Here is a 25,566-nt window from a genome sequence, read left to right on the forward strand (position 1 = left end):
GTCGTCGAACGGCAGCAAATCGATCGGACCAAAGTTGTCCGGTCAGCAGAAAAGGAACGCCCCATGTCCCGACTTCTCCCCGCCAGAACCGTCCCCGACTTTACCCTCCCGATGACCGACGGTGGCAAGTTTCAGCTGAGCCAGCGGCTCGGCGACCATTTCACCCTGCTGCTTTTCTATCGCGGCGTGCACTGTCCGGTCTGCAAGTCGCAGCTTCGCGACCTGCAGCGTCATCTTGGGGATTTCGCCAGACGCGGGGTGACGGTGGTCGCCATCAGCATGGACAGCAAGGAGCGCGCGCAGACGTCTGCAGAGCAATGGGGCGTTGATGACCTGATGATCGGCTATGGCCTCGACGAAAATCTTGCGCGCGTCCTTGGTCTCTATATTTCGTCGGGACGCCCCGGCAGTAACGACCCCCCGATATTTTCCGAGCCGGCCTTGCTGCTCGTCAAGCCCGACCAGAGTCTCTATTTCGCCAGTATCCAGAGCATGCCCTTCACGCGCCCGTCGCTAGACCAGCTGTTGCAGGGTATCGACCATGCCATCGAGACCGGCTATCCGGCGCGCGGCGCGCTCGCAGCAGACAGTTCAGCTTAGCCGGTCGATCTCTTCCTTGCTCAGCGAGCCCGGCACGACCATCACCGGGCAGGGCAGGGAGCCCGCCTCGGTGGCGGCAAAATGACTGACCAGGGGTCCCGGCGCGCCCGTCGCGGCCGCGCCCAGCACCAGCGCCGCCAGGCCGTCGACTTCGTCCATCATCTCCCGCACGACCTTCGGACCCTTGCCCTGCTTCACCGTGATCGAGGGACGGATTCCGGTTTCCTCGAACAGGCTTCCCGCGGCACCGGATACAAGCGCCTCGGCCCGGTTCTTCGCCTCTTCCTCCAGCGTGGCCTGGACTCCGCCCCAGGCAACAAAATCCTCGGCCTCCACCAGCGCCAGAATGTGCAGTGCGCTGTTCGTCTTCATCGCCCGGCGAGAGGCAAAGCGCAGCGCCAGACTGGCCTCGTCGGTCTCGTCGATCACCACCAGATATGTACGCATGAACCCTCCTCCTCCTGTCAGAAATACCTGTTGCGATAAAAATGGCCGCAAGGCAAGCGACCGCCCTTGACGCCATAAGCTCAATGTTGGACAGCTTGGGGCGAAAACAGGACCAATACAGGAAAACCGGCCATGCCCATCAATCTGCAAATGCCTGCTCTCTCCCCGACCATGGAAGAAGGAACGCTGGCCAAATGGCTGGTGAAGGAAGGTGACAGCGTTTCTTCCGGAGATCTGCTGGCCGAGATAGAGACCGACAAGGCGACGATGGAATTCGAGGCGATTGACGAAGGCGTGATCGCCAAGATCGTCGTCGCCGAAGGCACGGAAAATGTAAAGGTCGGGGCCGTGATCGCGATTATCGCCGAAGAAGGCGAAGATGCGGACGAGGTTGAAGCGCCCGCTGCATCGAAAGAGAAAAAGGCCGACGAGCCGGCGGCGAAGGCGGAGAAGCCGAAGGAAGAATCAGTGCAGGAAACGGAAAAAAAGGACGAAGCAGAGTCTGAATCTCCGAAACAGGCAACAAAATCCTCACCGGATTCCGGTGATGACCGGCTGAAGGTCAGCCCGCTGGCCCGGCGCCTGGCGGAGCAGAAAGGCGTCGATCTGGCGGCTGTTTCCGGCTCCGGGCCTGGCGGACGGATCATCAAGGCAGATATTGATGCGGCAGAGGGCGGGACGGCACCGGTCAAGAGCGACAAAGCCGAAGAAAAATCCGAGAGCGCGACGCCTGAGAAAGCACCGGCCAAGCCAGCTGCGAGCACCTCCGGCGATTTCGATATACCCCACGTAGCAGAGAAATTGTCGGGCATGCGCAAGACTATCGCTCGCCGCCTGACCGAAGCCAAGCAGACGATCCCGCATTACCGGGTCAGCATCGACGTCAATATCGACAAGCTGCTGAAACTGCGCGGCGAGCTCAATGCGTCGCTGGAATCTCGCGGCATCAAGCTGTCGGTCAACGACCTGCTGATCAAGGCGCAGGCGGTGGCGCTGATGCAGGCCCCGGACAGCAATGTCAGCTATACCGAGGACAATCTGATCCGCTACCAGCGCGCCGATATCGCGGTGGCGGTGAGCATCCCCGGCGGCCTGATTACCCCAATCATCGCCAGCGCGGACAGCAAGTCGCTCAGCACCATTGCCACCGAAATGAAGGACCTCGCCGAGCGCGCCAAGGCTGGCAAGCTCAAGATGCACGAATATCAGGGCGGTACCGCAAGCCTGTCCAATATGGGCATGTTTGGCGTGACCACCTTCGACGCGGTCATCAACCCCCCGCAAGGCATGATCCTGGCGATCAGCGCCGGGATCAAGAAACCGGTCGTCATCGATGACAGCATCCAGATTGCCACGATCATGACTGCGACTGGCAGCTTCGACCACCGCGCCATCGACGGCGCGACCGGGGCAGCGTTTATGAAGGCGTTCAAGGAGACGGTGGAGAACCCGCTGGGGATGCTGGCTTGACCGACCTAGCCCATAAGATTCCGGCAATCCGCACCATCGTCATGCCGACGGAGGGTAATCCCTATGGCGTGGCCTTTGGTGGCTGGCTGATGGGGCAAATGGCACAGGCCGGCGGGGCGCTGGCGGCGCAACACAGTCGTCACCAGTCGGTCGTCGTTGGTGCCAATGACCTGCGCTTTGACCATCCGGTGGGCATTGGCGATGAATTATCCGTCTATGCCGAATTTACCAAGATTGGCCGCAGTTCGATGACCGTTGCGGTTGAGGCCTATCGGCGCGACCGGCACCAGGACGAGATGATGAAAGCCGCATCGGGAACCTACATATTTGTGGCGGTAGACGCCAAGGGCCAGCCGGTGCAGGTGCCCTCGTTAGAATAAAATTACCAAAAGGAATATCATGGCAAGCACTTACGACCTCATCGTTCTCGGTTCCGGCCCCGGTGGCTATGTCGCTGCGATCCGGGCTTCGCAACTCGGCCTGAAGACCGCGATTGTCGAACGGGAAAATCTTGGTGGCATCTGCCTCAACTGGGGCTGCATCCCGACCAAGGCGATGCTGCGCTCGGCCGAGGTGTTTCACAATATGAAACATGCCAGCGATTATGGTCTGGTGGCGGAGAAGATCAGCGCCGATCTGGATGCCATCGTCAAGCGCTCGCGCCGTGTTGCCAAGCAGCTCAACCAGGGCGTCACCGGCCTGATGAAGAAGAACAAGATCGATGTCGTGATGGGTGACGGCAAGATCACCGCGCCCGGCAAGATGACGGTGAAGACCGAGAAGGGCGAGGAAGAGCTCACCGCAAAGAACATCATCATCGCCACCGGTGCCCGCGCCCGCGATCTGCCTTTCGCCAAAGCCGACGGCAAGCGCGTCTGGACCTATCGTCATGCCATGACGCCACCGGAAACGCCGAGCAAATTGCTGGTCATCGGCTCCGGCGCGATCGGCATCGAATTTGCCAGCTTCTACAATGATATCGGCGTGGATGTAACGGTGGTTGAAATGCTCGACCGGATCGTCCCCGTGGAAGACGAAGAAGTCGCGGCTTTCCTGGAGAAGTCTCTGAAAAAGCAGGGCATGACCATCATGACCGGCGCCGGCGTGAAAAGCATTGAAGTCGGCGACAAGGGCGTCAAGGCGGAGATCGAGGACAGCAAGGGCAAGAAGGACAGTCATGACTTCAGCCATGTCATCGTCGCTGTCGGCATCCAGCCCAATATCGAGACAATCGGCCTTGACGAGCTCGGCGTGCAGCCCGACGACCGCTATCATATCAAGACCGACGAATATTGCCGGACCAATATCGAGGGCATCTATGCGATCGGCGACTGTACCGCTGGCCCCTGGCTGGCGCACAAGGCGAGCCATGAGGGCGTCATTGCGGCAGAGACGATCGCCGGCGGCCACCCGCATCCCATGGACGTCAACAATATCCCCGGCTGCACCTATTGCCACCCGCAGATCGCCAGCGTCGGCCTGACCGAAGCCAAGGCAAAGGAAGCGGGCCATGACGTCAAGGTCGGCAAGTTCCCGTTTATCGGCAACGGCAAGGCGATCGCGCTCGGCGAGACCGAAGGCTTCATCAAGACGGTGTTTGATGCCAAGACGGGCGAACTTCTTGGCGCGCACATGATCGGCGCGGAAGTCACCGAGCTTATCCAGGGCTATACCATTGGCAAGACGCTGGAAACGACGGAAGCCGAGCTGATGGAAACCGTCTTCCCGCATCCGACTCTCAGCGAAATGATGCACGAAAGCGTGCTCGACGCCTATGGCCGGGTTCTGCATATGTAGCGAAATCTGTACCCCGCCGCAGGGCGGGGTCCAGATGATCGGGCAGGACTATTCTGGGCCCCGCTCTGCGGCGGGGCACAAAACCCCTCGACAATCGTCTGCTTCAAACAGAAAAACATCATGCTCGGCACCCCTGCGCAGGCAGGGGCCCATCTCCTGCATCATCCGTTTGAAACAAGGGAACGGGAGCGAGATACTGCCTGCCGAAAGCGACAATCGCCAGCCAACAAACACTTTCCTACACATCCCTAACTGCGCTAGTCTTGGCGCCATGAAAGCTGCTGATTCCAGATCGTCTGCACCCGCAAAACAAGCTTTCCTCGCCGCAGTGGATTTACTTTTTTATAACATTGTAAAGTTTGTAAAGTTCGCTTCCATTTCCCGCCAATTCCAAAGGTAATTCTCCATGGCCAAGGGCACGCACGACTTTGCCGCCGACCCGCGCAACGAAGATATTCTGATCAATATCAACGGCGCTATGACGCCGCGCGCGCAGGCGACGGTTTCCGTGTTCGACAGCGGCTTCATGCTCGGCGATGGGGTCTGGGAAGGGCTGCGTGTGCACCGCGGCAAGATCGCCTTTCTCGACGCCCATCTCGATCGGCTGTTCGAAGGATCCAAGGCAATCGCGATGGATATCGGAATAACGCGGGAAGCACTAGTCGACCGGCTTTACGAAACGATTAGCGGCAACGTCATGGCCGATCATGAGGGCGTTCATATCCGCCTGATGGTGACGCGCGGTATTCGTTCGACCCCCTATCAGGACCCGCGCGTGGTGATTTCGCCCGCCACGATCGTGATCATCCCGGAATATAAGGAGGCGCTGCCAAGCACGGTCGAGAACGGCATCCGACTGTTCACTGTCCATGTCCGGCGCGGCGACCCGGCCGTGCAGGACCAGAAACTCAATTCGCACAGCAAGCTCAACTGCATCACCGCCTGTATTCAGGCGACCCAGGCCGGTGCCGACGAAGCGCTGATGCTCGACCCGCACGGCTTTGTCGCGACCTGCAACTCGACCCATTTCTTCATCGTCCGCAAGGGTGAGGTCTTGACTTCGAGCGGCGACTATTGCCTGGGCGGTATCACACGCGCCAATGTCATCAAACTCTGCCGGGAAAATGACATTCCGGTGTTCGAGAAGAACTTCTCGCTGACCGATGTCTATGGCGCGGACGAAGCCTTTGTCACCGGCACCTTCGCCGGCGTGGTCCCCGCCACGGAGGTGGACGGACGAAAATTGACCGAGGGCAGGGGACCGATGGTGGAACGCCTGCAGGGCCTTTACAGGGAGCTGATCGAAAATGATGTCGCCTGACGCCGTCATTTCGAGGAGCGCTGCGACGAAGCAATCCAGAGCGGCAAGCGACGCACTGGATTGGTTGACCTTCGGTCGCCTCCGGCCCGCTTCGCTCGCAATGACGAAGGACGGATCATGAAAAACCCCATCCGTATCGCCATGTGGTCCGGTCCTCGCAATATCTCGACTGCGATGATGCGCAGCTTTAGCGGACGCAGCGACTGCGCGGTCACCGACGAGCCTTTCTACGGCGCCTTTCTGAGGACCACCGGCCAGCGCCAGCCGATGGCGGACGAAGTGATCGCCTCGATGGACTGCGACTGGCAATCGGTGGTGGACAGCATGCGCGGACCAGTGCCGGGTGGCCAGCCACTCTGGTATCAGAAGCATATGCCGCACCATATGGTGGCGGATATATCCATCGCCGATTTCCCGGACCATCGCCATGCGTTTCTGATCCGGGATCCGTCGCGGGTCGTGGCCAGCTATACCGCGAAACGGGTCGAGGTAACCGCCGATGATCTCGGCTATGCGCGGCAGCTGGATTATGTCGAGCAGGCAGCGCAGATGACCGGCAAGCCGCCGATCATTCTGGACAGCGCCAACATATTGCGCGATCCCGAAGCGCATCTCAAAGCGTTGTGCTCCGCCCTCGAAATTCCCTGGGACGCCGGCATGCTGCGCTGGCCAGCCGGGCCGCGCGACACCGATGGAATATGGGCGTCGCACTGGTATGGCCGGGTGCTGGAAACGACCGGTTTTGGCGAAACCGAAAGCGCTGCGCCGGATTTGAGTGACGAAGTGCGGCGAATAGCCGATGCTTGCCAGCCCCTCTATGAAAGCCTGTCCCGCTACCGGATCAAGTTATGAAGGCTGGCCTGCTATTCACCCCGTCCAGCGGATCCAGCCCTTGGCAAGATCGCCCATGTCCTCGCCCTCCGTATGGAGCGTATCGGCGATGATCTGCGCCGATTCCACCAGCCGCGGTCCGGGTCGGTTGAAGAAATGATGTCCGTCGGCCAGAAAGACCTGGTTTTTCTTGACCGCTGACAGCTTCGCCCAGTGCGGATGCTTCACCATCGTGGGCATTTCGGCCAAAGTCTGCGGAATCTGGTAGCCGCAGGGCATGAAGATGATCCGGTCTGGATCAGAGGCGAGCAAATCGTCCCACTCCAGCCACGGCGAATGCTGGCCCGCGGTTGCGAACAGGGACTCGCCGCCAGCCATTTCGATCAGTTCGGGGACCCAGTTCCCGGCCACCATCAACGGCTCGATCCACTCGATCGCGGCAACGCTGGGCCGGTGTTCCCGGTCGGTGCCGAGCTTGCGCAATCTTTGCTGGAGTTCCGCGATGGCCTGCTCGGCTTCTTCAGTCCTGTCCACCGCCTCGCCGACCTTACGAAAGTCCCCCCAAACGTCGTCGAGATTGTCGGGGGCCAGAGATATCAACTGCGGCTTCTGCCCGATCCACGTTGCCAGCGCGTCTTCCAGGTCATCAGGCGTCACTGCGCAGACCGCGCATTGCGACTGAGTCAGAATGACATCGGGTGCCAGGGACTGGAGCAGCGGGGTGTCGACTTCATAGACTGACAGGCCCTGACGGACGATTTCCTGGACGCGCTTGTCGATCTCGTCCGACTGCAAGCCCTTTTCCAGTTTGGTTGAGGTGCAGACGGGCAGGGCGCCGACGAAATTCGGGAAATCGCATTCGTGCGATCGGCCGACCAGATTGGCTTCGAGACCCAGTGCCACGGCAATTTCCGTGGCACTGGGCAAAAGTGATACGACACGAAGGTCGCTGGTCATGCCGAGCGGACAGCCATCTGAGGTGCATAGAAGCGCGGGAAGGCGCGAGTCAGGGCAACGCGAGCGGCGAGAAGGCCGGCGAACCAGAAGAAATCATTCTTGGCCACCAGCCAGACGATGTCAGGGGCAAAGGTTTCAATACCACCCAGCACAAATGCCGCCGCGAGCAACAGCAATTCGTAGGTTGCAAAGGCCGCAACAAATGCCAGCGCCAGACTGGCCAAACCCTTGTCATTCCGCGTCTTCAGAACGGCTACAGCAACCAGAAGACCTGCGATGCTTGCCACCAGCAGACTGCCGCCATGAGCGAAGCTGTTCATCGTGCGTGGATAGCCAAGGATCAGATACCCGACCAGCTGGTTGGCGATCCACACGCCGCCCATCCATGCGACCGCCTTGCGCATCGGAAGCGTTGCAGCGAGCAAAACACCTATGGCTGAAAATGGTGTGATGCAGGCAAATATCCAGCTTCCCAACACGGAGGCAGTTGCTACTACAGCAGCCCAGACATTTTCTGCCTTCCCGGACAATGACTGTGTAATCATAAGCTTGTTTTCCTCTGTTCTAATGACTTCAAAATTGACCGCGAATGCCGGCGTAGACAGACCTACCAGCCGAAACGAAACTGAACACCTGCTCATAACGCTCATTCAACAAGTTTTCAACGCGCCCGAACAATTCGATGTTGTTCGCAATTTCCACCCGCCCACTCAAATTGAAGAGCAGATAGTCTTCCAGTCGAACATCGACCGGGATGAAGCTCGGATCGGTAAACGCAACGTCTTGCTGCGATCCATTGTAGCGACCAACCAGAGTCAGTCCGGCCTTGTCGCCCGGAAGATGCCAGTCGATGGCGAGGCTGGCGATGTGATTTGGTCTCCGCACCTCTTGAACGCCGTTCTCGCGAGCGCGCAAATAGGTGTAGCTGCCGTTAATCCGCCAGCTTTCGTTGAGATCAATATCGAGCCAGCTTTCAACGCCGTTCTGTTTCGAAAGCGTTGTCCGATTTGCTGGCGTCGCTGTAAATGTCGGGGGCGGATAGGTGGTGAATATTTCATCCTTCAAGCGGCTCCGGAAATAGGTTGCGCCGATCGTTCCAGCGCCATCAAAAAATTGCTGGATAATTCCGACTTCCCATCCTTCAGATTTTTCCGGAGTCAGATCTGGATTGCCGATGAACACTCCGTCGAAATATCCAAACAGCTCGAAGAACCCAGGATTTTTGACGCCTGTCCCATATGCCGCCTGGAGACGAGTGCCAGTGCCCAGGAGATAGGAGCCCTGAACTCGATACGTGGTGGCATTGGCGAACCGATTGTTGTCGTCATATCTCATGGCGGCGCTGAATGTGGCTCGATCGCCAGCCTGGAGTTCATAGAGCCCGACCAAACCCAGGTTTTCGCTGCTCTTCTCTCCCGTGAAGGCGGAGGGATCGCCGTTGCGATAGGTTTCACGCTCCAGATCAGCGGCAAATGTAATGCGATGCTCGGTAGATCCCGCGGTGAGCTTCGCGGTGGTTTCATAGCTCCCCTTGAGGCGCTTGCCGGAGCTTTGTGAGCTCTGCGTTGGCGAGGAGTAGCTGCGCCGTTTGCTATCTGCAAACTGCGCGGAAAGTCGATGCGACCAGACTCCGTCCATCAGATCGAGTTCTGCCTTGACCAGGCCATACAGACCATCATTTTCGAACCGTCTGCCAGGCGTGTCGACGATCTGGCCATACAGAGGACTTGCGGGATCGCTGTTGCTGCCGTTGAAGTCACCACTATTTTCGGAATAGCGAGACACCACGCCGAATTTCAGATTGTCCGTTGCCTGAAGATTGCCGACAAAGGCAATCGCGCGATTGTCACTGGCGAGATCTCTTGTCCCTTCGCGGGCATTGGGTTGGCCATCTGTGCTCGCCAATGAAGCAGTGATTGCATAGTCGAAATCGCCGCTCACTCCCCCGAGGCGCGCAGCGCCGTTGATCGTGTTGAAAGAGCCGCCTTCAATTCGGGCCGACAGGCCAGGATCGACGGCCCCGCTCAAGGTGCGATAGTGAATCACGCCCCCGATCGCGTCCGATCCATATAGCGCGCTCTGTTGGCCCCGCAGGACCTCAATCTGCGCCGTGTCGTCGGCGATCAGAGTGCCGACGTCGAATTCCCCGAAAAAAGGATCCGACACTTCTATTCCGTCGATCAGGAAAAGCGTGTGATTGCCTTCTGCTCCGCGCAACCGCAACTGGGTTTGTCCTGCGGTTATGCTGACTGCAATACCAGGAACATCTCGAAGCACGTCGGCCACGAGACGGACTTGACGATTTACGATCTGGCTGCTGTCGATGACCGTCAGCGAACCGGCAGCAAGCTCCTTAGCTACGCCATCGCCCGAGCGTGTTCCGGTCACGACAATAAGCTCACCACGATCGCCATCATCTTCACCGCTATCATTTTGGGCGAAGGCGACGGAGCTGTGCAACAGAGCGACGCTACCCAAAAGCTGGGCAACTGGTAGTTTATATTTAGACACTGATATGTTCCCTTGTGTTAACGACTCAAAATGCCGTTACGCAGGGGAATCCCCGTTCACCCGACACACCCCGTCCGGCTGAAGAACGACGATACAGGGCAGGTCTCCTGACTTGCGGATCGCTGCTGGGTATGCCGCCTTCCCAGATCCGAAAATCCAGTGGCATTTGGCATATCAGCTAGCCGCATACAGTTGCGGGGGCAGTACCGGACTCGAAAAGGGTGCAAATCCTTTCCTCACCGATTTCCCTTTGAATTCTCAGTTACGAGAAACCCGATATCTGCCGCGTCATTCTCTTAAAATGTTCAATGATGCAACCCTTTTATTATCCGCTAGCATGGGTCCGGGGAGGTAGACGGCGCCTGATTCCAACTTCGCAAAACCTGTCAGCAGACTGCGCCCTTGGTGCGGTCTGTGCGGTGCATGTAATGGGAGGACGATTGCGGAATCTTCTTTTCTCGCCAAATCCAATCATGCTATAAGTGATTTCTATTAAAGGAATGACAGCCATGATTGCATTTTTGACCACCGCTTTGCTGAGCACCGCATCCGTTGCGGCAATCGCCGACGCTGAGACCGCCCGCCTCGCATATTCCAATTGCCTGACTGAATTTACCATCGCGCAACTGGATGAGAAGGTCGGTGCCGGTGCATTCAAGAAAGCCGCAACCGCGGCCTGTAATGATCAACGGACTGCTATGATTGCAACGATGAAGAAGGACGAGATGGCGTTTGGCAGCTCCGAAAGCGAGGCAAGCAGTTACGCGACCGAAGAGGCCGACGGCGTTCTTTTCTCTTTTACTGATAGCTATGCCGGTTATGCCAGTTCAAATACCCGTCCCGTAAAGGGAGATTGACGGAAGGACACATCGGCGCGGCTTGTCGGTTGGGAATATGACCGGCATTGTTCCTGTGCCGGCAATATTCTTGCTAGAAACGCAGGCCCAATTGGATGTTGACCTTTGGTGACTGATCCCCGCTTTCGAAGCGTTCGTTGTTAACCGGCGCTGCCGCTTCAATACCAAGATCGAACCTGCCAAACTGCGATCGGATTCCTCCCCCGGCGGAGGCTAGTGATCCGTCCCCAAAGCCAGTTCCTATGTTCGAGACATATCCACCGTCGACAAAGGCATAGAGTTGGACCCAGTCAAGCCAGTCACTGACATCGTTGAACTCGCGCCGAATTTCCGCAAGCCCGAGTACTCCTTCGTCACCAAATCGTTCACTAAAGTCAAAGCCCTTCCCGAAATAGGGCCCACCAATCGCAATTTCGTTGGCGGCAAGTAGCGGATCAGAGGCAATTTGCGCGTTACCGGCGAGCCTCATTCCGTAGCCTCCTCCAAAATTCAAGATAGAGTTGATCCAGAAATTGGCTTTGGTGAATTCCCCGCTTCCGTTGCTTCGTGAATTCAAGGGATCGCCGCGTCGGTTCGCCCCCAATATTCCCAAGCCCTGAGTAACACCTAACCCCCCATATATCCGGCCAATCCCGACATTGTAGTTGCCAGAGAAATTGATTGACGCGGTTACGATCTGATCGTCTTGAAACAGCACCCCGTCTTGAGATTGCTCCACATCCAGGTAGGACAGTTCGCCATTGAGCCAGAGGCTGAAGTCGTTGCTCCGTCGAAGAGCATGATTTAGGAATACAGACGCGTAACGATTGTGGCCCCTGAAGTTGGAACCGGACAGATAGCCGCCGGATGCGGTCCGACCGGCCGCGCCCGACAGCCCAATCACGGTACCGCCGTCGGCCAGTGTCATGGCATATCGTGCATGAATATAGGTGAGTTCATCTGGTTGTAACGCCGAGCTAATGACATTTGTGGTCAGCACGTCGCTATCCGTCAGCAACGATGTCAAATCCAGATCAAGCCGAGCACGAACGGGGCCCAGGGTCGATGGCCCATAATTGTCCAAAGTCAGATGCCCATTGGCCTTGTCTTCCCGCACGGAAACGATCAGCACGCCCTTGCCATTTTCATGATGGTAGCTCGAGTTCAGCAAGGTGATCCCAGGCAAATCACCTGCGAGCAAGAGCTGCCGTTCGACAATATGAGAACGGGCAGGCATACGGATGAGTTGATCGAGGATTTTTTTAAGTTGTCTGTTTGTTGATCCTGTGATGCGGACGTCGTCAATCGCACCGGGATCCAGTACCACTTCGACCACTCCGATTTTCACGGACTGCGAGGGAATGGTTGCGCTAGCGAAGATATAGCCCTGGTCTCTCGCAGCCGAAGACACAGAAGTGGCCAAGTCTCGAAGTGTCTGGTCGTTCGCTTCTTGTCCGATGAAGCTTGCATAGCTGCTAGCCAGGGCGTCCGAAGGTATATCGTGGCCGGCCCTGATGTTGACCGCGCCAATTATGACAGAGGAAGTTTCCTGAGCTTGTGCAAAACCGGGTTCGGAAGCCGGCACGGGTCGCACTACTTCATTTCCCGCGCGCGGTTCGATGGTCCATTCTCCGGGTGTTCCAACGCTTTCAAACGGGTTTCCGGTTTGCTGGGCAAGGCAGCTGGAGGAATAAAGCCCCAACACAGCGAACACACAATGGACGGATTTCAAACGCACGAACTACTCCTGAGTAAAAAACCCGTTTATGCTGCAATCCTTAGCATTTGCTTAGCAGTGGCGAAGTTTAACAAAATATTCAGTGCGTTCTTAAACGATATACGCAGTCCTTGGATCGTAGAAGGGAGAAGTGTGGGACCATGTTCGAATTCAACATTTGTCCTAAATCAACGAAGAGCGATTGAGAAAATGAAAAAGATGCTCGCGATACTCGCGATTTTGACCGCCGGCACTGCCCAGGCAGAAACTCCACAGTGGAAGTTATCCGAGAGCGCTGGGACTGTTAACATTCTCCGCGCCGGCGTGTCGCAGATAGCCCTCGGTGGAGGCAATCTCAGAGCGGGTGACATCATTACGACCGGCAGCAAAAGTCGCGCCGTTCTGGTGCGTGGTCAAGAATATGTAGTCGTTTCTCCCAATAGCCGTCTGCGCATCAGTGAACCGAAGCAGTCTGGGGGAGTGGTGCAGTTTTTTGAAGAACTGGGAAACGTCATCTTCCGGATCGATAAAAAGGCGACACCACATTTCGGGGTAAAGACGCCCTATCTGGCGGCTGTGGTCAAGGGAACCACATTCAGCGTTACCGTATCAGACACTGGGACAGCCGTGCAGGTGACAGATGGTGCTGTTCAGGTCGCTACACTCGATGGCGGAGCATCGCAGCTTCTGTCGCCGGGTATGATCGGAGTTGTAAACCGCGACCAGCAGTTCCGTTTGACAATTTCGGGGACGGAAGCCCGGACGATTGATTCCCCGAATGCTCCTGCTGGCAGCGCTGACACTCCCGAAGCCATGGCCGAAGCGGCTTTGGTAGAGATCGCCAACAGCGCGTTCGACGGGACAATTGCCGCACCTGTTATGGACGTACCAGTTTCATTCAGTGCCTTGACTGAAGGCCTTGTCAGCAATGGTCAAGCCAGGAACCCGACTGATCGGCTTGCTGCTGGAGATCGGTCCGCACCGGCGTTCGGCAATGCCAGCAACGGAATGAACGGCAACCCCGGCGCGGTGGGTAACGGCAATCGGTTCGACAATGGCTTAAACGACAACGCCGGCGGCAATGGCAACGGCAATGCTGGTGATAACGGCAATGGCAATGCCGGCGGCAACGGCAATGCAGGCGGTAATGGCAATGGCAATGCAGGCGGTAATCGAGGCGATCGATAACGAACTACCGAACGGAAATATCGGAAGTCATCAGTTTCTTTGGGAGCCCGATCTTAACGTAAAATAGACCGGTCTGCCTTATGCTCACTTCTGATAAGCGGGCGGAGCTTTTGTTGAAGACTATCCTTTCATATTTCAAAGCGGCGGCGTTTCGACACTTTCTGGCGGCTTGGCTGCTGGCGTTTCTGGTTGGACTGGCTCTGATCTGGGGCGAGATCGGCAATGATGCCGAGCGACGGCTGGACAATATCCGTGCCGGTCTGCTGGAGACTTCCGCCTCCGGCGAAATTGTCATTGTGGAAATTGATGCCGAATCCCTGCATGCTCTGGATCGCTGGCCTTGGCCGAGAGCTTATTATGCAGAAGCCGTCAGCAAGCTGAACAAGGCGGGCGCTGCGCAAATTGCCTTCGACATCGATTTTTCCTCTCGCTCAGATGCTCGGAATGATCAGTTGTTTGCGGAGTCCCTTGCGAAGTCCGACGCCACGGTCATCTTGCCGACGATGCGGCAGCAAGCTTCCATGGGAAAAGAAGCATTTGTTGAAAGCTTGCCAATTGGTCCCTTTCGCGAACACGTGTTTCTGGCTTCCGTAAATGTTCACCCGGATTCTCGCGGGGAATTGAATCGATACAGCTATGGCACCACTACGGCGGGAGTCGCTCGTCCCTCGCTGGCCAGCATGGTTGCCGAATCTGCCGGCGACATCGACGAGAGCTTCGCCATTGATCAGTCGATCGATCCTGCAACCATACCGCGTTTGAGTTTCATCGATCTCTTCGGTGAAAAGGATCTTTCACCAATAATATCCGGCAAGAAGATATTGATCGGGGCGACAGCGATTGAACTGGGCGATCGATACCCGATCAGTCGTTTTGGTATTGTGCCGGGTGTCGTTATCCAGGCGCTTGCCGCCGAAACGCTGATTCAACAAACCAACTTGCCAAGTTTCGGAAAGTTTCTTGCGCTTCTTCTGTCTGCCATTCTGATCTTGATATGCATCACCACTCGAATATTCTCCTCCCGTACGATGATTGGCATAGCAGTGGGAACAAGTGTTGTTCTACTGACAGTTCTTTATCTGGCAGATGCCTTTAATCTGTTCACATTCTCGACGGTTCCGGCTCTCGCGTTCCTCACGGTATACGTCCTGCTGCAAAAGTTCCTGTCTACGACCTCGGCATTGAAGGTCAGTCGATTCTTAAACGAAATGAGTGGCTTTCCCAACGAAGCAGCCATGGCCAAGAGCATGCCGGACGATGGATCATCTTACACCGCCACTGCGCGAATTGCCGATTTTCGGGAACTGCTGGTCTTGACAGATATGGCTTCACGGCAAGATCTATTCCAGAATCTCGCAAAGCGGCTGAGCTTTCTCGCCCGCGACGAACAAATTTATCACATCGATTCCGACATGGTGGCATGGATCGTGAAAAGTGAATATGCAGGAGATATGAAGGGTCATTTTGACACCGCAATTGCGCTCCTGCAGGCGCCCGTAATGGCAGGCGATACCAAGATCAAAATTGACGCAATTTTTGGCGTCAGCAACGGTTCGCTGGACGAATCAAGGTCGGCATCCGAACAGGCCGCATTTCTCGGAACGAAATGGGCTTGGCATGACAAGCAGTTCGACAAGCAGATCGGCGAGAAGCACAGCCTGCTACTGGAACTCGATCAGGCCGTCAAAGATGGTGCTCTTGGCGTGGTCTATCAGCCAAAATGGGATCTGAAAGCCAATTGTCTCGATGGAGCGGAAGCTCTGGTCCGATGGCACCATCCGCAGCATGGTATGGTCAGCCCAGAAATTTTCATTCCCATGCTGGAAAAGGCAGGTCGGATCGACGCGCTTACGATATATGTGCTGGATCGAGCTTTGAAAGATCTGGCCAGCTGGCGGCGACCGCGACTATCCTGCTCGGTCAATGTTTCGGCGATGCTATTGGGCGATCAGGTGTTCGTGGAAAAGGCCATTGCGATGGTCACCGATGCACCGCCCAGCAATGCGCAGATAGTATTCGAGGTTACCGAGACCGCCGCACTTGCCGATCCTGAAAAATCGATCGCTGCCCTCAAGAAAATAGAAAAAGCGGGAATAAGGATTTCAATCGACGATTATGGCACCGGCCAATCGACGCTGAGCTATTTGCAGAAGCTTCCAGTGAGCGAGATCAAGCTGGATCAAAGCTTCGTAAAGACCATGACGCGGGATAAAGCCAATCGCGTCATGGTGAAGTCCACCATTAAAATGGCCCATGATCTCGGGTTCAAGATTGTGGCGGAGGGGATTGAGGATCAGGCGTCGATGAACCTGCTCACGCGCTATGGTTGCGATATAGGACAAGGGTGGCACATCTCCAAGCCGGTGACATCGGAAACATTCGCAGCGGAATGGTTGGACAGAGGCGTCGAAAAGGTACGCTTGTCTGCCTGACCAACATGCTGGACTGACTTCCAGCGCCGACCCTTTTCATCGACAATGGACCTCTTAGCCGATGAGCAGAATTCTCAGATCATTGACGTTTGTTCCGGACGGACCCGTCATCAGTAGGGCGTTCGCTTTGTCGAACGCCAGGTAGCTATTGTCGTCGAGCAACATCTGACGGGCGTGTTCGCCTCCCCCCATATCTTCGAGTATACCGGGCCACAGATATCCGCCCGCATTGTCTTCCGAACCGTCAACGCCATCGCTGTCCGCTGCAAACCCGTATATATCGTCAGCGCCCTGCAAATTCAGGGCACAAGAAAGCAGGTAGGCCGTGCATCGACCCCCGCGACCGTCGCGATTGCTGACCGTTACCGTGGCTTCGCCGCCAGAGATCAGCGCGACCTTGCGCCCTTCGGATCGCAACGCGAGCGCCTTTAACGCATGTTGCTGGCCGAGTTCCAATGCATCACCCTCCAGTGCATCGCCCAGCATGATGGCTTCATATCCCAACTCTTGCGCGACAATCGCCGCCGCCGCACACATATCGGCGGGTCGGGCGCAGATTTCAGCGGTGGAGCGCTGCATCCTCGGATCAGTCCGCTTTGGTGTTTCCAATTTTCCGTGCTCCAAATCTGATGTTACTTCAGAGGGCAGGGTGATCCCGTATCGGGCCACGATATCCAGGGCCTCGGCACAGGTTGAATCGTCGGCAACGGTCGGACCAGAACCGATCAATGCGATATCATCGCCGGGTATATCGGAGATCGCAATCATGTGCGTCGCTGCGGGCCAGGCGGCTGCGGCCAAACGACCGCCCTTGATAGCCGACAGATGCTTCCGAACGATGTTCATGTCCCTGATTGGAGCGCCGCTCATCAGAAGACTTCGGGTAATGTCCTGTTTCTGTGTTAACGACAGGCCTTCAACTGGAGCCGGCAGCAATGCGCTGGCGCCGCCGGACATCAGGACCAGCAGAAGATCCTTCTCGTCCAAGGTTCCAGCTGCAGCCAATGCCAACTGCGCCGCGTCCGCCCCAATTGCATCAGGAACGGGATGGGAAGCTTCGACAAGTTGCAGTCCGGATGGTCCGAATCCAGCGTGAACATAGCCCTTCCGGGTGACTATCAGCCCGTCAGCTTTCTCCGGCATTCGTTTCTCGATGGCAGCGACCATATGGGTCGCGGCCTTGCCGACGGACAAAATATAAGTGCGTCCCGGAACCGCAGGCCAATGCAGGTCGCGCATGGCGTTCGCCGGGAGCGCGGGTGCCAGTGCACGCTCGTACATGGCTTTCAAAAAAGCTTTTGCTGAACGGGGATCTGTTGTTTTATGCACTGCACAATAAACTCCCGATAATTCGGTCGGGGTCAAGCGGCATTTGCGAACCCGGGGACCAATTCATGAATGATCAGGGCACCATCAACCATTTGTCGCAACGCCTGATCTCCCATCTTCGCAGCGTTTATCCCGATCTGGACTGCGATTTGCTGGCGGAGCGCATCATCGACCTGTTCTGGCCGGACCGAGGCAAGATCATCAAGCGCAGAAAGATCGCCAACAAGCATTTGTGGGATCAGACGGACGTAGCGCTGATTACCTACGGCGGAACTATTCGCTCGGCGGGAGAGAGGCCGCTTAAGACATTGCACCGGTTTCTGGATGAGCATATCGGTCAGGCCATCGGCACAGTACATATATTGCCCTTTTTCCCCTACAGTTCTGACGATGGTTTCGGGGTTATTGATTATCTTGCGGTTGACGATGAACTCGGCAACTGGACCGATATCGAGTCAATCGCCGAGGATTACCGGCTGATGGCGGATTTGGTTATAAACCATGGATCGAGCAAATCGGTCTGGTTTCAACAATTTCTGGCCAATGAGGCGCCCGGGAAGGATTATTATTACACGGCCGATCCTGCGACTGATCTGGGACAAGTGGTGCGCCCCAGATCGCATCCGCTACTGACCCGCTTCCGCACTGCTGCCGGCGATCGCCACGTCTGGAGTACGTTCAGCACCGACCAACTGGATTTTGACTTCAGAAACCCCGAGGTTCTGATTGAGTTCGTCAGGATCATCCGGGCTTATATCGAACATGGCGTGCGAATATTTCGCTTGGACGCGGTTGCCTTCCTGTGGAAAAAAGCCGGAACAGCATCAATAAATCTGGATGAAACGCACGAGATAATAAGACTGCTGCGCACATTGATGGATCATCATTCGGAAACGCTGATCATCATCACAGAGACAAATATTCCCAATCATGAAAACCTGACCTATTTCGGCAATCAGAATGAAGCGCACGTCATTTACAATTTTTCATTGCCGCCGTTGCTGACGCACGCCCTGCTGACGGGCAATGCCCTGTATCTCAAGCGATTGACCAGAAGCAATCCGCCGGCACTGACCGGCTGCACCTATCTCAATTTCACCGCAAGTCATGACGGGATCGGCTTGCGCCCTACGGAAGGTGTCTTGCCACAAGGCGAAGTCGACCGGATGCTGTCAGCCGTCGAAGGATTCGGCGGTCGCGTTTCGATGCGGCGAGGACCGGACGGCACGGAAAAGCCTTACGAAATGAACATATCTTTCTTCGAGGCCATGAAAGGGACGCTGGACGGGCCTGACGAATTTCACGTTGATCGTTTCATGGCAGCGATGGCGATCATGCTGGCGCTCGAAGGTATTCCGGCGATCTATATTCACAGTTTGCTGGCCACGCCGAACGGATATGAAGAAGTAAATCTTACCGGCCGCAACCGCTCGATCAACCGGCGGCAACTGGATTATGATGAAGTCAGCGCAAAATTGGGCGATCCTTCATCGACGGAAGCGCAAGTCTTCTCCCGCTTCCTGTCGCTCGTTGCAATCCGCAAGGGCCAACTGGCCTTTCACCCAAATGCGGTGCAGTTTACGCTGGCTTTGCCCGAGGGCCTGTTCGGCTTCTGGAGACAGAGTCAGGATCGAAAGCAGAGCATTTTTGCGATCACCAATGTGACCGACAAAGAGAAGATCCTGTCCTTGGCTGATATAAACCTGATTGCAGGTGATACTTGGCGCGATCTTATTTCAGGCCATGTTGTAATCGATATCGAGGGCGAAATGCCATTGTCGCCCTATCAGACCGTTTGGTTCGGCAACGGTGCATCCGTTCCGATCTAGTCTTCGTTGTCAAGGCGAACGGCTTCCTTGAACCGGTTGGTGAAATCTGGAATCGCGCTGTTGATCCGGGTCCAGTTGGCCATGAAGGGGGTTTCGTTCGGAGACTCGAGAAAAACCTCGCCGGCCGTCATGATATTCTGAGCAAAAAGCTCGACTGTGGTTTCTTCCTCGTGCCTGTCGAGCGTCAAGCCGTTCATGACCGCGTCATTATAATAAGTCTCTATGCGATCGAGTGCTATGCGAAAATAGGTCGCCTTGAGCGTCCTGAAAGTACCGTGGGAGAAGACCTGTCCGTCGGTGGCAAGTTTGCGGAAAATCGACTTGGTAATGTCGATACTCATCTTCGACAAGCCCGTCTCCGGATTGTCATGAGAGACGATTTGATGCTTGTGGTCATAATTGTCCGCGATCTCCACCTGGCAAATCGACCGGGGTGTGTGATTGCGCCACACTTCTGAAAGGACGCCAATTTCCAGGCCCCAGTCAGACGGAATGCGCAGGTTCTTGACAACCTGCCGGCCCATTGCGAATTCGCCGGCCAGGGCATAGCGAAAGCTGTTCAAGTAAATGATATAGTCATTCGGGTCGCACACTTTCTTTAGCGCTGCCAGCAGTGGACCGATGAGCAGGCGAACCACCCGCCCGTTGAACTTCTCGTCGGTGTTCCTCGCATAATAGCCCTTGGAGAAAACATAGGGGAAGGATGGGTTCGCCACGGGGTACATCAGCCGGGCAAGCAGCCCGCGATCGTAGGTGAGTATATCGCAATCGTGCAGTCCGACAATCTGAGCATCGGTTCCGGCCAGAAAATAGCCAAAGCAAAACCAGACATTTCGCCCCTTGCCCGGCTGGGCCGGTGAAAGACCGCGCTCCTGGAGTTCTTTGTCGAGCGCGGTGAGCCGAGGGCCGCTGTTCCAGAGGATATGATGGCGCTGCGGGAGCCGGGAGAAATAATCCCGTGCATATTTGAACTGATCCTTGTCCGCCCGATCCAGTCCGATGATGATATCATCCAGATAGGGGACACCGCACAGTTCATCGACGATATGTTCCAGCGCCGGACCCTCAAGTTCTGAAAAAAGACTAGGGAGGATTAACGCCATCGGGTTTGTCGACCGATATCCCATCAAGTCGGCTTCTAGGGATTCCGTGGTGCGATCGGTAAGATTGTGAAGCGTAGAGATGATACCGTTTTGATGAAAATCAGCCATAGGTGCCTCTGCAGTTTCCGAACGGCCAGCCTAATCAGCTTTCCGGCAGGATCAAACCCAATTCCGCAATAATTTCCCTGATTGCAAGGCACCACCCGTGAGGACCTGATGTGGGGGCTTTGCGGACATGGGGTTTGCTGCTCGTGATCGTGACCCCTTCCGGGTTGGGCATGACTACGCCGATATCGGCGGCTTCGATCATTGACAGGTCATTGGGACCATCACCCAGCGCGATTGAAACGATCTTGCGCTCGGGGCTTTGGGCTTCAAAGGCTGACATGATGCGATTCATCGCCAGGCTTTTCGTCGCGGGGCCGGTGAAATGATAGAAACGCCCGCCCTGCTGAATGCTGATATTTCGATCGGCCATCAAGGATCGCAACTCGTTCAACGCAGCATCCGAACCGGTCCAGAGGAAGGGCTCGGTCGCGTTCCGCTGCTTGGCTAGCTCCGCGTCGGTGATGCTCAGGCCTGTCGCATTTGCTACCTCATTCACGGACATATCCGAAAATCCCGTGATATGCTGGCGGAAGGATCGCGGCAGCATGCCGAGTGCGGCCAGTATTGCGCTGTAACTAATGCCCGTCAGCAATTCATGCGCTTTGCCGTCACTGCGGAACGGGACCCCTGAGGGCGAAAAAATCAGCGAACCATTTTCGGTGACACTTGCTGTTTCAGGAATGGGCAGGGAGCGCTGCAAGGATTGCAATTCTGCAAGCGTCTTGCTGGTAACCGGAATGACCGTGGCTATCGCACTTTCAGACAACTGGCGAATAAGGCGGTCTGCCGGATCGACCGAATAGCTTTTGTGATCGAGCAGGGTTCCGTCGAGATCCGTGAATATGATCGGGTGGACAGTATCGGTTGGCATTGGCCAGCGTTTATCAGATCACCGCTTCTGTGAACAAGATTTTCCGCCGCCTGCTACCCGCTGCAATATCCTTGGCCGGTTAAAATGCGTGGTCACGCACCGAGAATCATCTCCGATGCCTTCTCGGCGATCATGATCGTTGGCGCATTGGTATTGCCAGAGGTAATTCTGGGCATGATCGAAGCGTCCGCCACGTAGAGCCCGTCTATTCCGTGGACCTTCAGGCCATCATCCACCACGGCCATGTCATCGGATCCCATTTTGCAAGTGCCACAACCATGGTACATCGAGTTTCCGGCATATTTGACAAAGTTGGCAATTTCCTCGTCGCTGCCTACGGCGGGGCCGGGTACCAGCTCTGCCTCGGTCAAGCATGAAATCGCTGGCTGTGAAAGAATTTCGCGGCCAAATTTGACCGCATCGATATAGACATGGCGATCTTCTTCTGCTTCCAGAAAGGCCGGATCTATCACTGGTATAACGTCTGGATCGGCGCTTTGAATATGCGTGGCGCCCCGGCTTTCAGGACGCATCTGGGTAAACATGAAAGTGAACCCCGGTTTGTCCTGCAGCTTGTTCTTTCTTGCTTTTTCCGGGTCTGTTTCGCCGGTGAAGGGAAAGAAATGAATTTGCATATCATTGCGTTCGAGCTCTGGACGGGATTTGAAATAGCCTTGAACATGAAAGCCGCTGTTCGATAGCATGCCTTTGCGGCGGAGCGCATATTTGAAGAGTTCCCGGACCAGATTGAAGCCTCTGGCCTGTTCGTTCATCGAAACCGGTTCGCTCGCGCGGCAGAGGAACGGCACCATGTAATGTTCCTGCAAATTCTCTCCGACACCGGGTAAGTCGTGGATGGGATTCACATTGTTTTTCTTCAATATGGAGGGATTGCCGATGCCCGAGAGCTCCAGCAACTGAGGGCTTGCGATTGCACCCGCCGAAAGAATGACGGCCCGATTGGCTGACGCCACCTTGGCCTGTCCGTGTTGCAGAAATTCCACTCCGGTCGCCCGCTTGCCGTCCAACATGATCTTGCGGACGGAGGCTTTGGTCTCGATCGTCAGATTCGGTCGCCTTCTGGCGTCTTTCAGGAAAGAGCGGGCCGTGTTGCATCGGGTGCCGTCTTTGGTGTTGATCTGGAAATATGATATGCCATCCTGGTCGCCGCGATTGACGTCCTCCGCGAGCGGCATTCCAGCTTGCTGTCCCGCGTTCAAGAAAGCCTCGCTGAGGATGTTCTTTTCCTCCATGTCGGCAAGATGTGCGACGTGCAGGGGCCCGGTGGTCCCGTGCCACTGATCTGGCCCGCGCGCGTTATTTTCGGACCTCATGAAATAGGGGAGCACTTCGGCCCAGCTCCACCCGCCATTGCCGGCTGCTGCCCAGTCGTCATAGTCTTTTGCTTGCCCCCTTACATAGAGAAGGCCATTGAGTGCGCCGCTGCCGCCGATAACCTTGCCGCGCGGGTAGGCAAAGCTGCGTCCGCCGCTGTGTTCGGTTTCCGTGGTGTGATAGGGCCAGAGCAATCCGGCATTGTCCAGAGTATAGGCGTAGGCACCCGGAACTGCGATCGACCAGTAATCGTCGTCAGCGCCAGCCTCCAGCAGCAGAACAGTGTTTGCCGGATTGGCCGACAGCCGATTGGCCAAGACGCATCCGGCCGATCCCGCACCGACAATGATGTAGTCATAACTTCTGGATGTCGTCATAAATTCACTTCCATTGCAAGCCGAATTGCATAGCGCGCGGGGCTGCAGGAAATACTGCTATTAGTGCCAGCATCAGCCGGGGAAGCGAACAGCTGATCATCGATGCCTGGTCTGCGGTGGAAAATATTCGGATTATGGATTGGGGAAATGGCGGACAGGGTGGGATTCGAACCCACGGAGAGCTTGCACCCTCGGCGGTTTTCAAGACCGCTGCATTCGACCACTCTGCCACCTGTCCGCATAGCGTTGAAGCCGGGTCGTACGCGTCCTAGCGTTCCCGATTCCAAAGCGCAAAACATTTTGTAAACCTATGAAATATCATCGCTAATGGGATGGATCCCAATTATTTCGAGACAATCAGTGGCCCGTTTCAGACATTTAGGGATTCCCCTCCGACTCGCTTTGTGCGACAACGTCTCCACGAAAGGGAAGTATTCATGCGTATCATGACCGCGATTGCGTGCAGCGCTGCTGCACTTTTTAGCATAAGCACGGCGACGCCGATGCAAGCCGCGCAGGCACAGGACAGTTCAGGCTTCCAATCCTATCTTCAGCAGGTGCGTCAGAAAGCGCTGCGGGAAGGGGTGCGCGCGCAAACGCTGGATCGGGTGCTTCCGGGCTTGAGCTATAATCCCCGGGTTGTGGAGCTGGATCAATCCCAGCCCGGCGGCAGCCCGAATAGCGCAATTCCTCCCTTTGCTCCTTATCAGCAGCGCCACATCACGCCGGAGCGCATCGCCAGTGGCAAGTCGGCCTATCGCCGGCTGATCGCCAAGCTGATCGATGTTGAACGGGAAACCGGTGTGCCGGGTCCGGTGATCATGGCGATTTATGGCAAGGAAACCAATTACGGATCCTACACCGGTGATTTCGACATTCCCCGATCGCTGGCTACGCTCGCCTACGAGGGGCGCCGCCGCGCATTGTTCGAGCCCGAATTGCTGGCAGTGCTGAAGCTCATTGATCAGGGCGTGCCCCAGTCGGCCCTCAAGGGCAGCTGGGCAGGGGCCATGGGCAAGCCCCAGTTCCTGCCGTCCGTTTATCTCCGCCTGGCCAAGGACGGCAGCGGTGACGGATACGCCGATATCTGGGAAAGCGAATATGACGCGGTCGCTTCGATCGCCAATTATTTCGTCAATTCCGGTTGGCGGAGGGGCGAGCCTTGGGGAATCGCAGTGAATGTACCGTCTTCGCTCAATCGAGCGGCGATCGAGAGCAGGATTGTTCCGACTCGCTGTCCGCGAGTCTTTGGTCGCCACAGCCAGTGGAAAAGCATGGCGGAGTGGCGTTCGCTCGGCGTTTTCCCCGCGAGCGGCAAAACCCTCGACGAGCATGTGATGGCGACGTTGCTGGAACCGGACGGACAGGGGCGAACGGCCTATTTGCTGACGGGCAATTATCGCGTTATTCTGGACTATAACTGTTCGAATTTTTACGGACTAGCAGTGGGATTATTGGCGGATGAAATACGGGGTTAGGCTAGGGGTCTTGTCGGCCACTATATTGGTGTTAACGGGATGCAGCGGCGCGCGAGACTTTGGTCAGTTCCCTGAAGGGTCGCCGCCACCGGGAGCTTCAGGAAAGCCGGGCAAGTTCGCTGCGGTTTCCGATTACCCGCAGAAAATCGGTGATCCATATAAGGTCGGTGGACAAACCTACACGCCGGAGGATGTCGCCAGCTACGACGAAGTGGGGTACGCCAGCTGGTATGGCGAAGAGCTTGCAGGAAACCAGACCGCCAATGGCGAATTGTATAATCCGCAAGGAATTTCGGCCGCTCACAAGACTCTCCCGCTTCCCTCCTATGTCGAGGTAACAGCCCTCGATACGGGACGCACGATATTGGTCCGGGTGAACGATCGCGGCCCTTTTGCCACGGATCGTCTGATCGATCTCTCTCACGGAGCGGCCAAGCAACTTGGTATCGACCAGAACGGCGTATCCGGCGTTCGCGTTCGTAAAGTTAATCCCAATGAACAGGAGCGCGCTGTGCTCAGGAAGGGCGCGCCTGCCGCGGAACGGATTGCGACGCCAGACTCGCTTCTGACAATATTGCGAAAAAATCTCGACAAGCTGCCGCGACCTGCAGCGACCGCAACGCGGGTCGCAACACCGACCCAAGCTTCCCCTGCCATGCCGCCGAAAAAATATCCGGCTTCTTCATCGGTGCCCGTGTCAAAAGATGGCCGTTTCATCGTCGAAGGCCCGGGCAGGCCGGTCGCAGCGCAAAATAGCATTGGCGATAACTATGTCGGTGGATTGGCCGGTTCTTACGCCGTGCAGGTCGCCGCCTTCAGCGACAAATCGCGGGCAGAGATTCTGGCTCGAAAAATCGGCGCCAGTGTGATGCCGGACGGCACCCGGACCATTTGGCGTGTGCGCTACGGTCCGTATCCCAGCGAGCGGGAAGCACAAGCAGGGCTGGTGCAGGCACAGCAGCGCGGCTATAGCGGAGCTCGTATTTTGCGGGCGGATCAATGACATTGAGTCGCTGAATATTATCGGGA

The 25,566-nt window shown here is 56.4% G+C and carries 21 protein-coding genes, 1 tRNA gene and 1 riboswitch; of the genes, 12 read left to right on the forward strand and 10 right to left on the reverse strand.

Translation table 11 applies throughout. The features are described 5' to 3' along the window. Positions 1–63: 63 nt before the first annotated feature. Positions 64–600, forward strand: a complete 537-nt coding sequence (locus tag V7650_RS14845; protein WP_335657026.1) for a peroxiredoxin-like family protein — start codon at positions 64–66, stop codon at positions 598–600. Here the strand turns inward: V7650_RS14845 and V7650_RS14850 are convergent. Continuing rightward, the gene (locus V7650_RS14850; protein ID WP_335657027.1) at positions 592–1,047 is read right to left on the reverse strand and encodes a universal stress protein; all 456 of its coding nucleotides are present in this window, start codon (positions 1,045–1,047) and stop codon (positions 592–594) included. The genes V7650_RS14845 and V7650_RS14850 overlap by 9 nt on opposite strands. Positions 1,048–1,179: 132 nt before the next feature. On the opposite strand from V7650_RS14850, the gene V7650_RS14855 reads away from it, so the two are divergent. The 5 genes from V7650_RS14855 (at position 1,180) to V7650_RS14875 (ending at position 6,487) form a co-directional block, all read left to right on the forward strand. Continuing rightward, a complete protein-coding gene (locus V7650_RS14855) occupies positions 1,180–2,517 on the forward strand; it encodes a pyruvate dehydrogenase complex dihydrolipoamide acetyltransferase (protein WP_335657028.1) in 1,338 nt (445 codons plus the stop codon). Further along, positions 2,514–2,897 carry an acyl-CoA thioesterase gene (locus V7650_RS14860; protein WP_335657029.1) on the forward strand — a complete coding sequence of 128 codons (384 nt, stop codon included), beginning with the start codon at positions 2,514–2,516 and terminating at the stop codon, positions 2,895–2,897. The genes V7650_RS14855 and V7650_RS14860 overlap by 4 nt, the downstream gene beginning before the upstream one ends. Before the next feature lie 19 nt (positions 2,898–2,916). Next, on the forward strand, positions 2,917–4,314 hold the full coding sequence (gene lpdA, locus V7650_RS14865) for a dihydrolipoyl dehydrogenase (RefSeq protein WP_335657030.1): 1,398 nt from the start codon (positions 2,917–2,919) through the stop codon (positions 4,312–4,314). Between the two features lie 406 nt (positions 4,315–4,720). Beyond that, positions 4,721–5,635, forward strand: a complete 915-nt coding sequence (locus V7650_RS14870; RefSeq protein WP_335657031.1) for an aminotransferase class IV — start codon at positions 4,721–4,723, stop codon at positions 5,633–5,635. A 117-nt stretch (positions 5,636–5,752) separates the two neighbouring features. After that, positions 5,753–6,487 carry a sulfotransferase gene (locus V7650_RS14875; protein ID WP_335657032.1) on the forward strand — a complete coding sequence of 245 codons (735 nt, stop codon included), beginning with the start codon at positions 5,753–5,755 and terminating at the stop codon, positions 6,485–6,487. Between the two features lie 15 nt (positions 6,488–6,502). Here the strand turns inward: V7650_RS14875 and V7650_RS14880 are convergent, their stop codons facing one another. From V7650_RS14880 to V7650_RS14890, 3 genes are all read right to left on the reverse strand, one after another. Further along, entirely contained in the window at positions 6,503–7,423 is a 921-nt protein-coding gene (locus V7650_RS14880; protein ID WP_335657033.1) for a cobalamin-binding protein, read from the reverse strand. After that, positions 7,420–7,827, reverse strand: a complete 408-nt coding sequence (locus tag V7650_RS14885) for a hypothetical protein (protein WP_335657034.1) — start codon at positions 7,825–7,827, stop codon at positions 7,420–7,422. Before V7650_RS14885 ends, V7650_RS14880 begins: the two co-directional genes overlap by 4 nt. Before the next feature lie 169 nt (positions 7,828–7,996). Further along, positions 7,997–9,934 carry a TonB-dependent receptor plug domain-containing protein gene (locus V7650_RS14890; protein ID WP_335657035.1) on the reverse strand — a complete coding sequence of 646 codons (1,938 nt, stop codon included), beginning with the start codon at positions 9,932–9,934 and terminating at the stop codon, positions 7,997–7,999. Positions 9,935–10,014: 80 nt separating this feature from the next. Beyond that, a riboswitch (cobalamin riboswitch) is annotated at positions 10,015–10,226 on the reverse strand. A gap of 217 nt (positions 10,227–10,443) precedes the next feature. Here V7650_RS14890 and V7650_RS14895 point away from each other — a divergent pair. Further along, positions 10,444–10,791 carry a hypothetical protein gene (locus V7650_RS14895; RefSeq protein WP_335657036.1) on the forward strand — a complete coding sequence of 116 codons (348 nt, stop codon included), beginning with the start codon at positions 10,444–10,446 and terminating at the stop codon, positions 10,789–10,791. Between the two features lie 73 nt (positions 10,792–10,864). Here the strand turns inward: V7650_RS14895 and V7650_RS14900 are convergent, their stop codons facing one another. Further along, positions 10,865–12,508: a ShlB/FhaC/HecB family hemolysin secretion/activation protein gene (locus V7650_RS14900; protein ID WP_335657037.1), complete on the reverse strand. Its 1,644-nt coding sequence runs from the start codon at positions 12,506–12,508 to the stop codon at positions 10,865–10,867. A 189-nt stretch (positions 12,509–12,697) separates the two neighbouring features. Between V7650_RS14900 and V7650_RS14905 the strand changes: the two genes are divergently transcribed. Both V7650_RS14905 and V7650_RS14910 read left to right on the forward strand, forming a co-directional pair. Then, complete coding sequence (locus tag V7650_RS14905) at positions 12,698–13,675, forward strand: FecR family protein (protein WP_335657038.1); 978 nt, start codon at positions 12,698–12,700, stop codon at positions 13,673–13,675. 113 nt (positions 13,676–13,788) lie between these two features. Then, positions 13,789–16,107 carry an EAL domain-containing protein gene (locus V7650_RS14910; RefSeq protein WP_335657039.1) on the forward strand — a complete coding sequence of 773 codons (2,319 nt, stop codon included), beginning with the start codon at positions 13,789–13,791 and terminating at the stop codon, positions 16,105–16,107. A gap of 54 nt (positions 16,108–16,161) precedes the next feature. On the opposite strand, the gene V7650_RS14915 is transcribed toward V7650_RS14910, so the two are convergent. Further along, positions 16,162–17,436: a glycerate kinase type-2 family protein gene (locus V7650_RS14915; RefSeq protein ID WP_335657040.1), complete on the reverse strand. Its 1,275-nt coding sequence runs from the start codon at positions 17,434–17,436 to the stop codon at positions 16,162–16,164. 65 nt (positions 17,437–17,501) lie between these two features. On the opposite strand from V7650_RS14915, the gene V7650_RS14920 reads away from it, so the two are divergent. Then, positions 17,502–19,265 (forward strand): sugar phosphorylase, encoded by a 1,764-nt coding sequence (locus V7650_RS14920; RefSeq protein WP_335657041.1) that lies wholly within the window; start codon positions 17,502–17,504, stop codon positions 19,263–19,265. On the opposite strand, the gene V7650_RS14925 is transcribed toward V7650_RS14920, so the two are convergent. The 4 genes from V7650_RS14925 to V7650_RS14940 form a co-directional block, all read right to left on the reverse strand. Next, positions 19,262–20,476 carry a hypothetical protein gene (locus V7650_RS14925; RefSeq protein ID WP_335657042.1) on the reverse strand — a complete coding sequence of 405 codons (1,215 nt, stop codon included), beginning with the start codon at positions 20,474–20,476 and terminating at the stop codon, positions 19,262–19,264. The two genes, V7650_RS14920 and V7650_RS14925, sit on opposite strands and share 4 nt — an antisense overlap. A gap of 34 nt (positions 20,477–20,510) precedes the next feature. Beyond that, positions 20,511–21,347: an HAD-IIB family hydrolase gene (locus tag V7650_RS14930; RefSeq protein ID WP_335657043.1), complete on the reverse strand. Its 837-nt coding sequence runs from the start codon at positions 21,345–21,347 to the stop codon at positions 20,511–20,513. 92 nt (positions 21,348–21,439) lie between these two features. Next, positions 21,440–23,059: a GMC family oxidoreductase gene (locus V7650_RS14935; protein ID WP_335657044.1), complete on the reverse strand. Its 1,620-nt coding sequence runs from the start codon at positions 23,057–23,059 to the stop codon at positions 21,440–21,442. Between the two features lie 148 nt (positions 23,060–23,207). Further along, a tRNA-Ser gene (locus V7650_RS14940) sits at positions 23,208–23,297 on the reverse strand. Positions 23,298–23,505: 208 nt separating this feature from the next. Here V7650_RS14940 and V7650_RS14945 point away from each other — a divergent pair. After that, positions 23,506–24,537, forward strand: coding sequence for a lytic murein transglycosylase (locus tag V7650_RS14945; RefSeq protein ID WP_442955315.1), 1,032 nt, complete (start codon positions 23,506–23,508; stop codon positions 24,535–24,537). Further along, complete coding sequence (locus V7650_RS14950; protein WP_335657045.1) at positions 24,521–25,540, forward strand: septal ring lytic transglycosylase RlpA family protein; 1,020 nt, start codon at positions 24,521–24,523, stop codon at positions 25,538–25,540. The genes V7650_RS14945 and V7650_RS14950 overlap by 17 nt, the downstream gene beginning before the upstream one ends. Positions 25,541–25,566 lie beyond the last annotated feature (26 nt).

Origin of the sequence: Parasphingorhabdus sp. (assembly GCF_036964565.1) — a bacterium.
Lineage (GTDB): Bacteria > Pseudomonadota > Alphaproteobacteria > Sphingomonadales > Sphingomonadaceae > Parasphingorhabdus.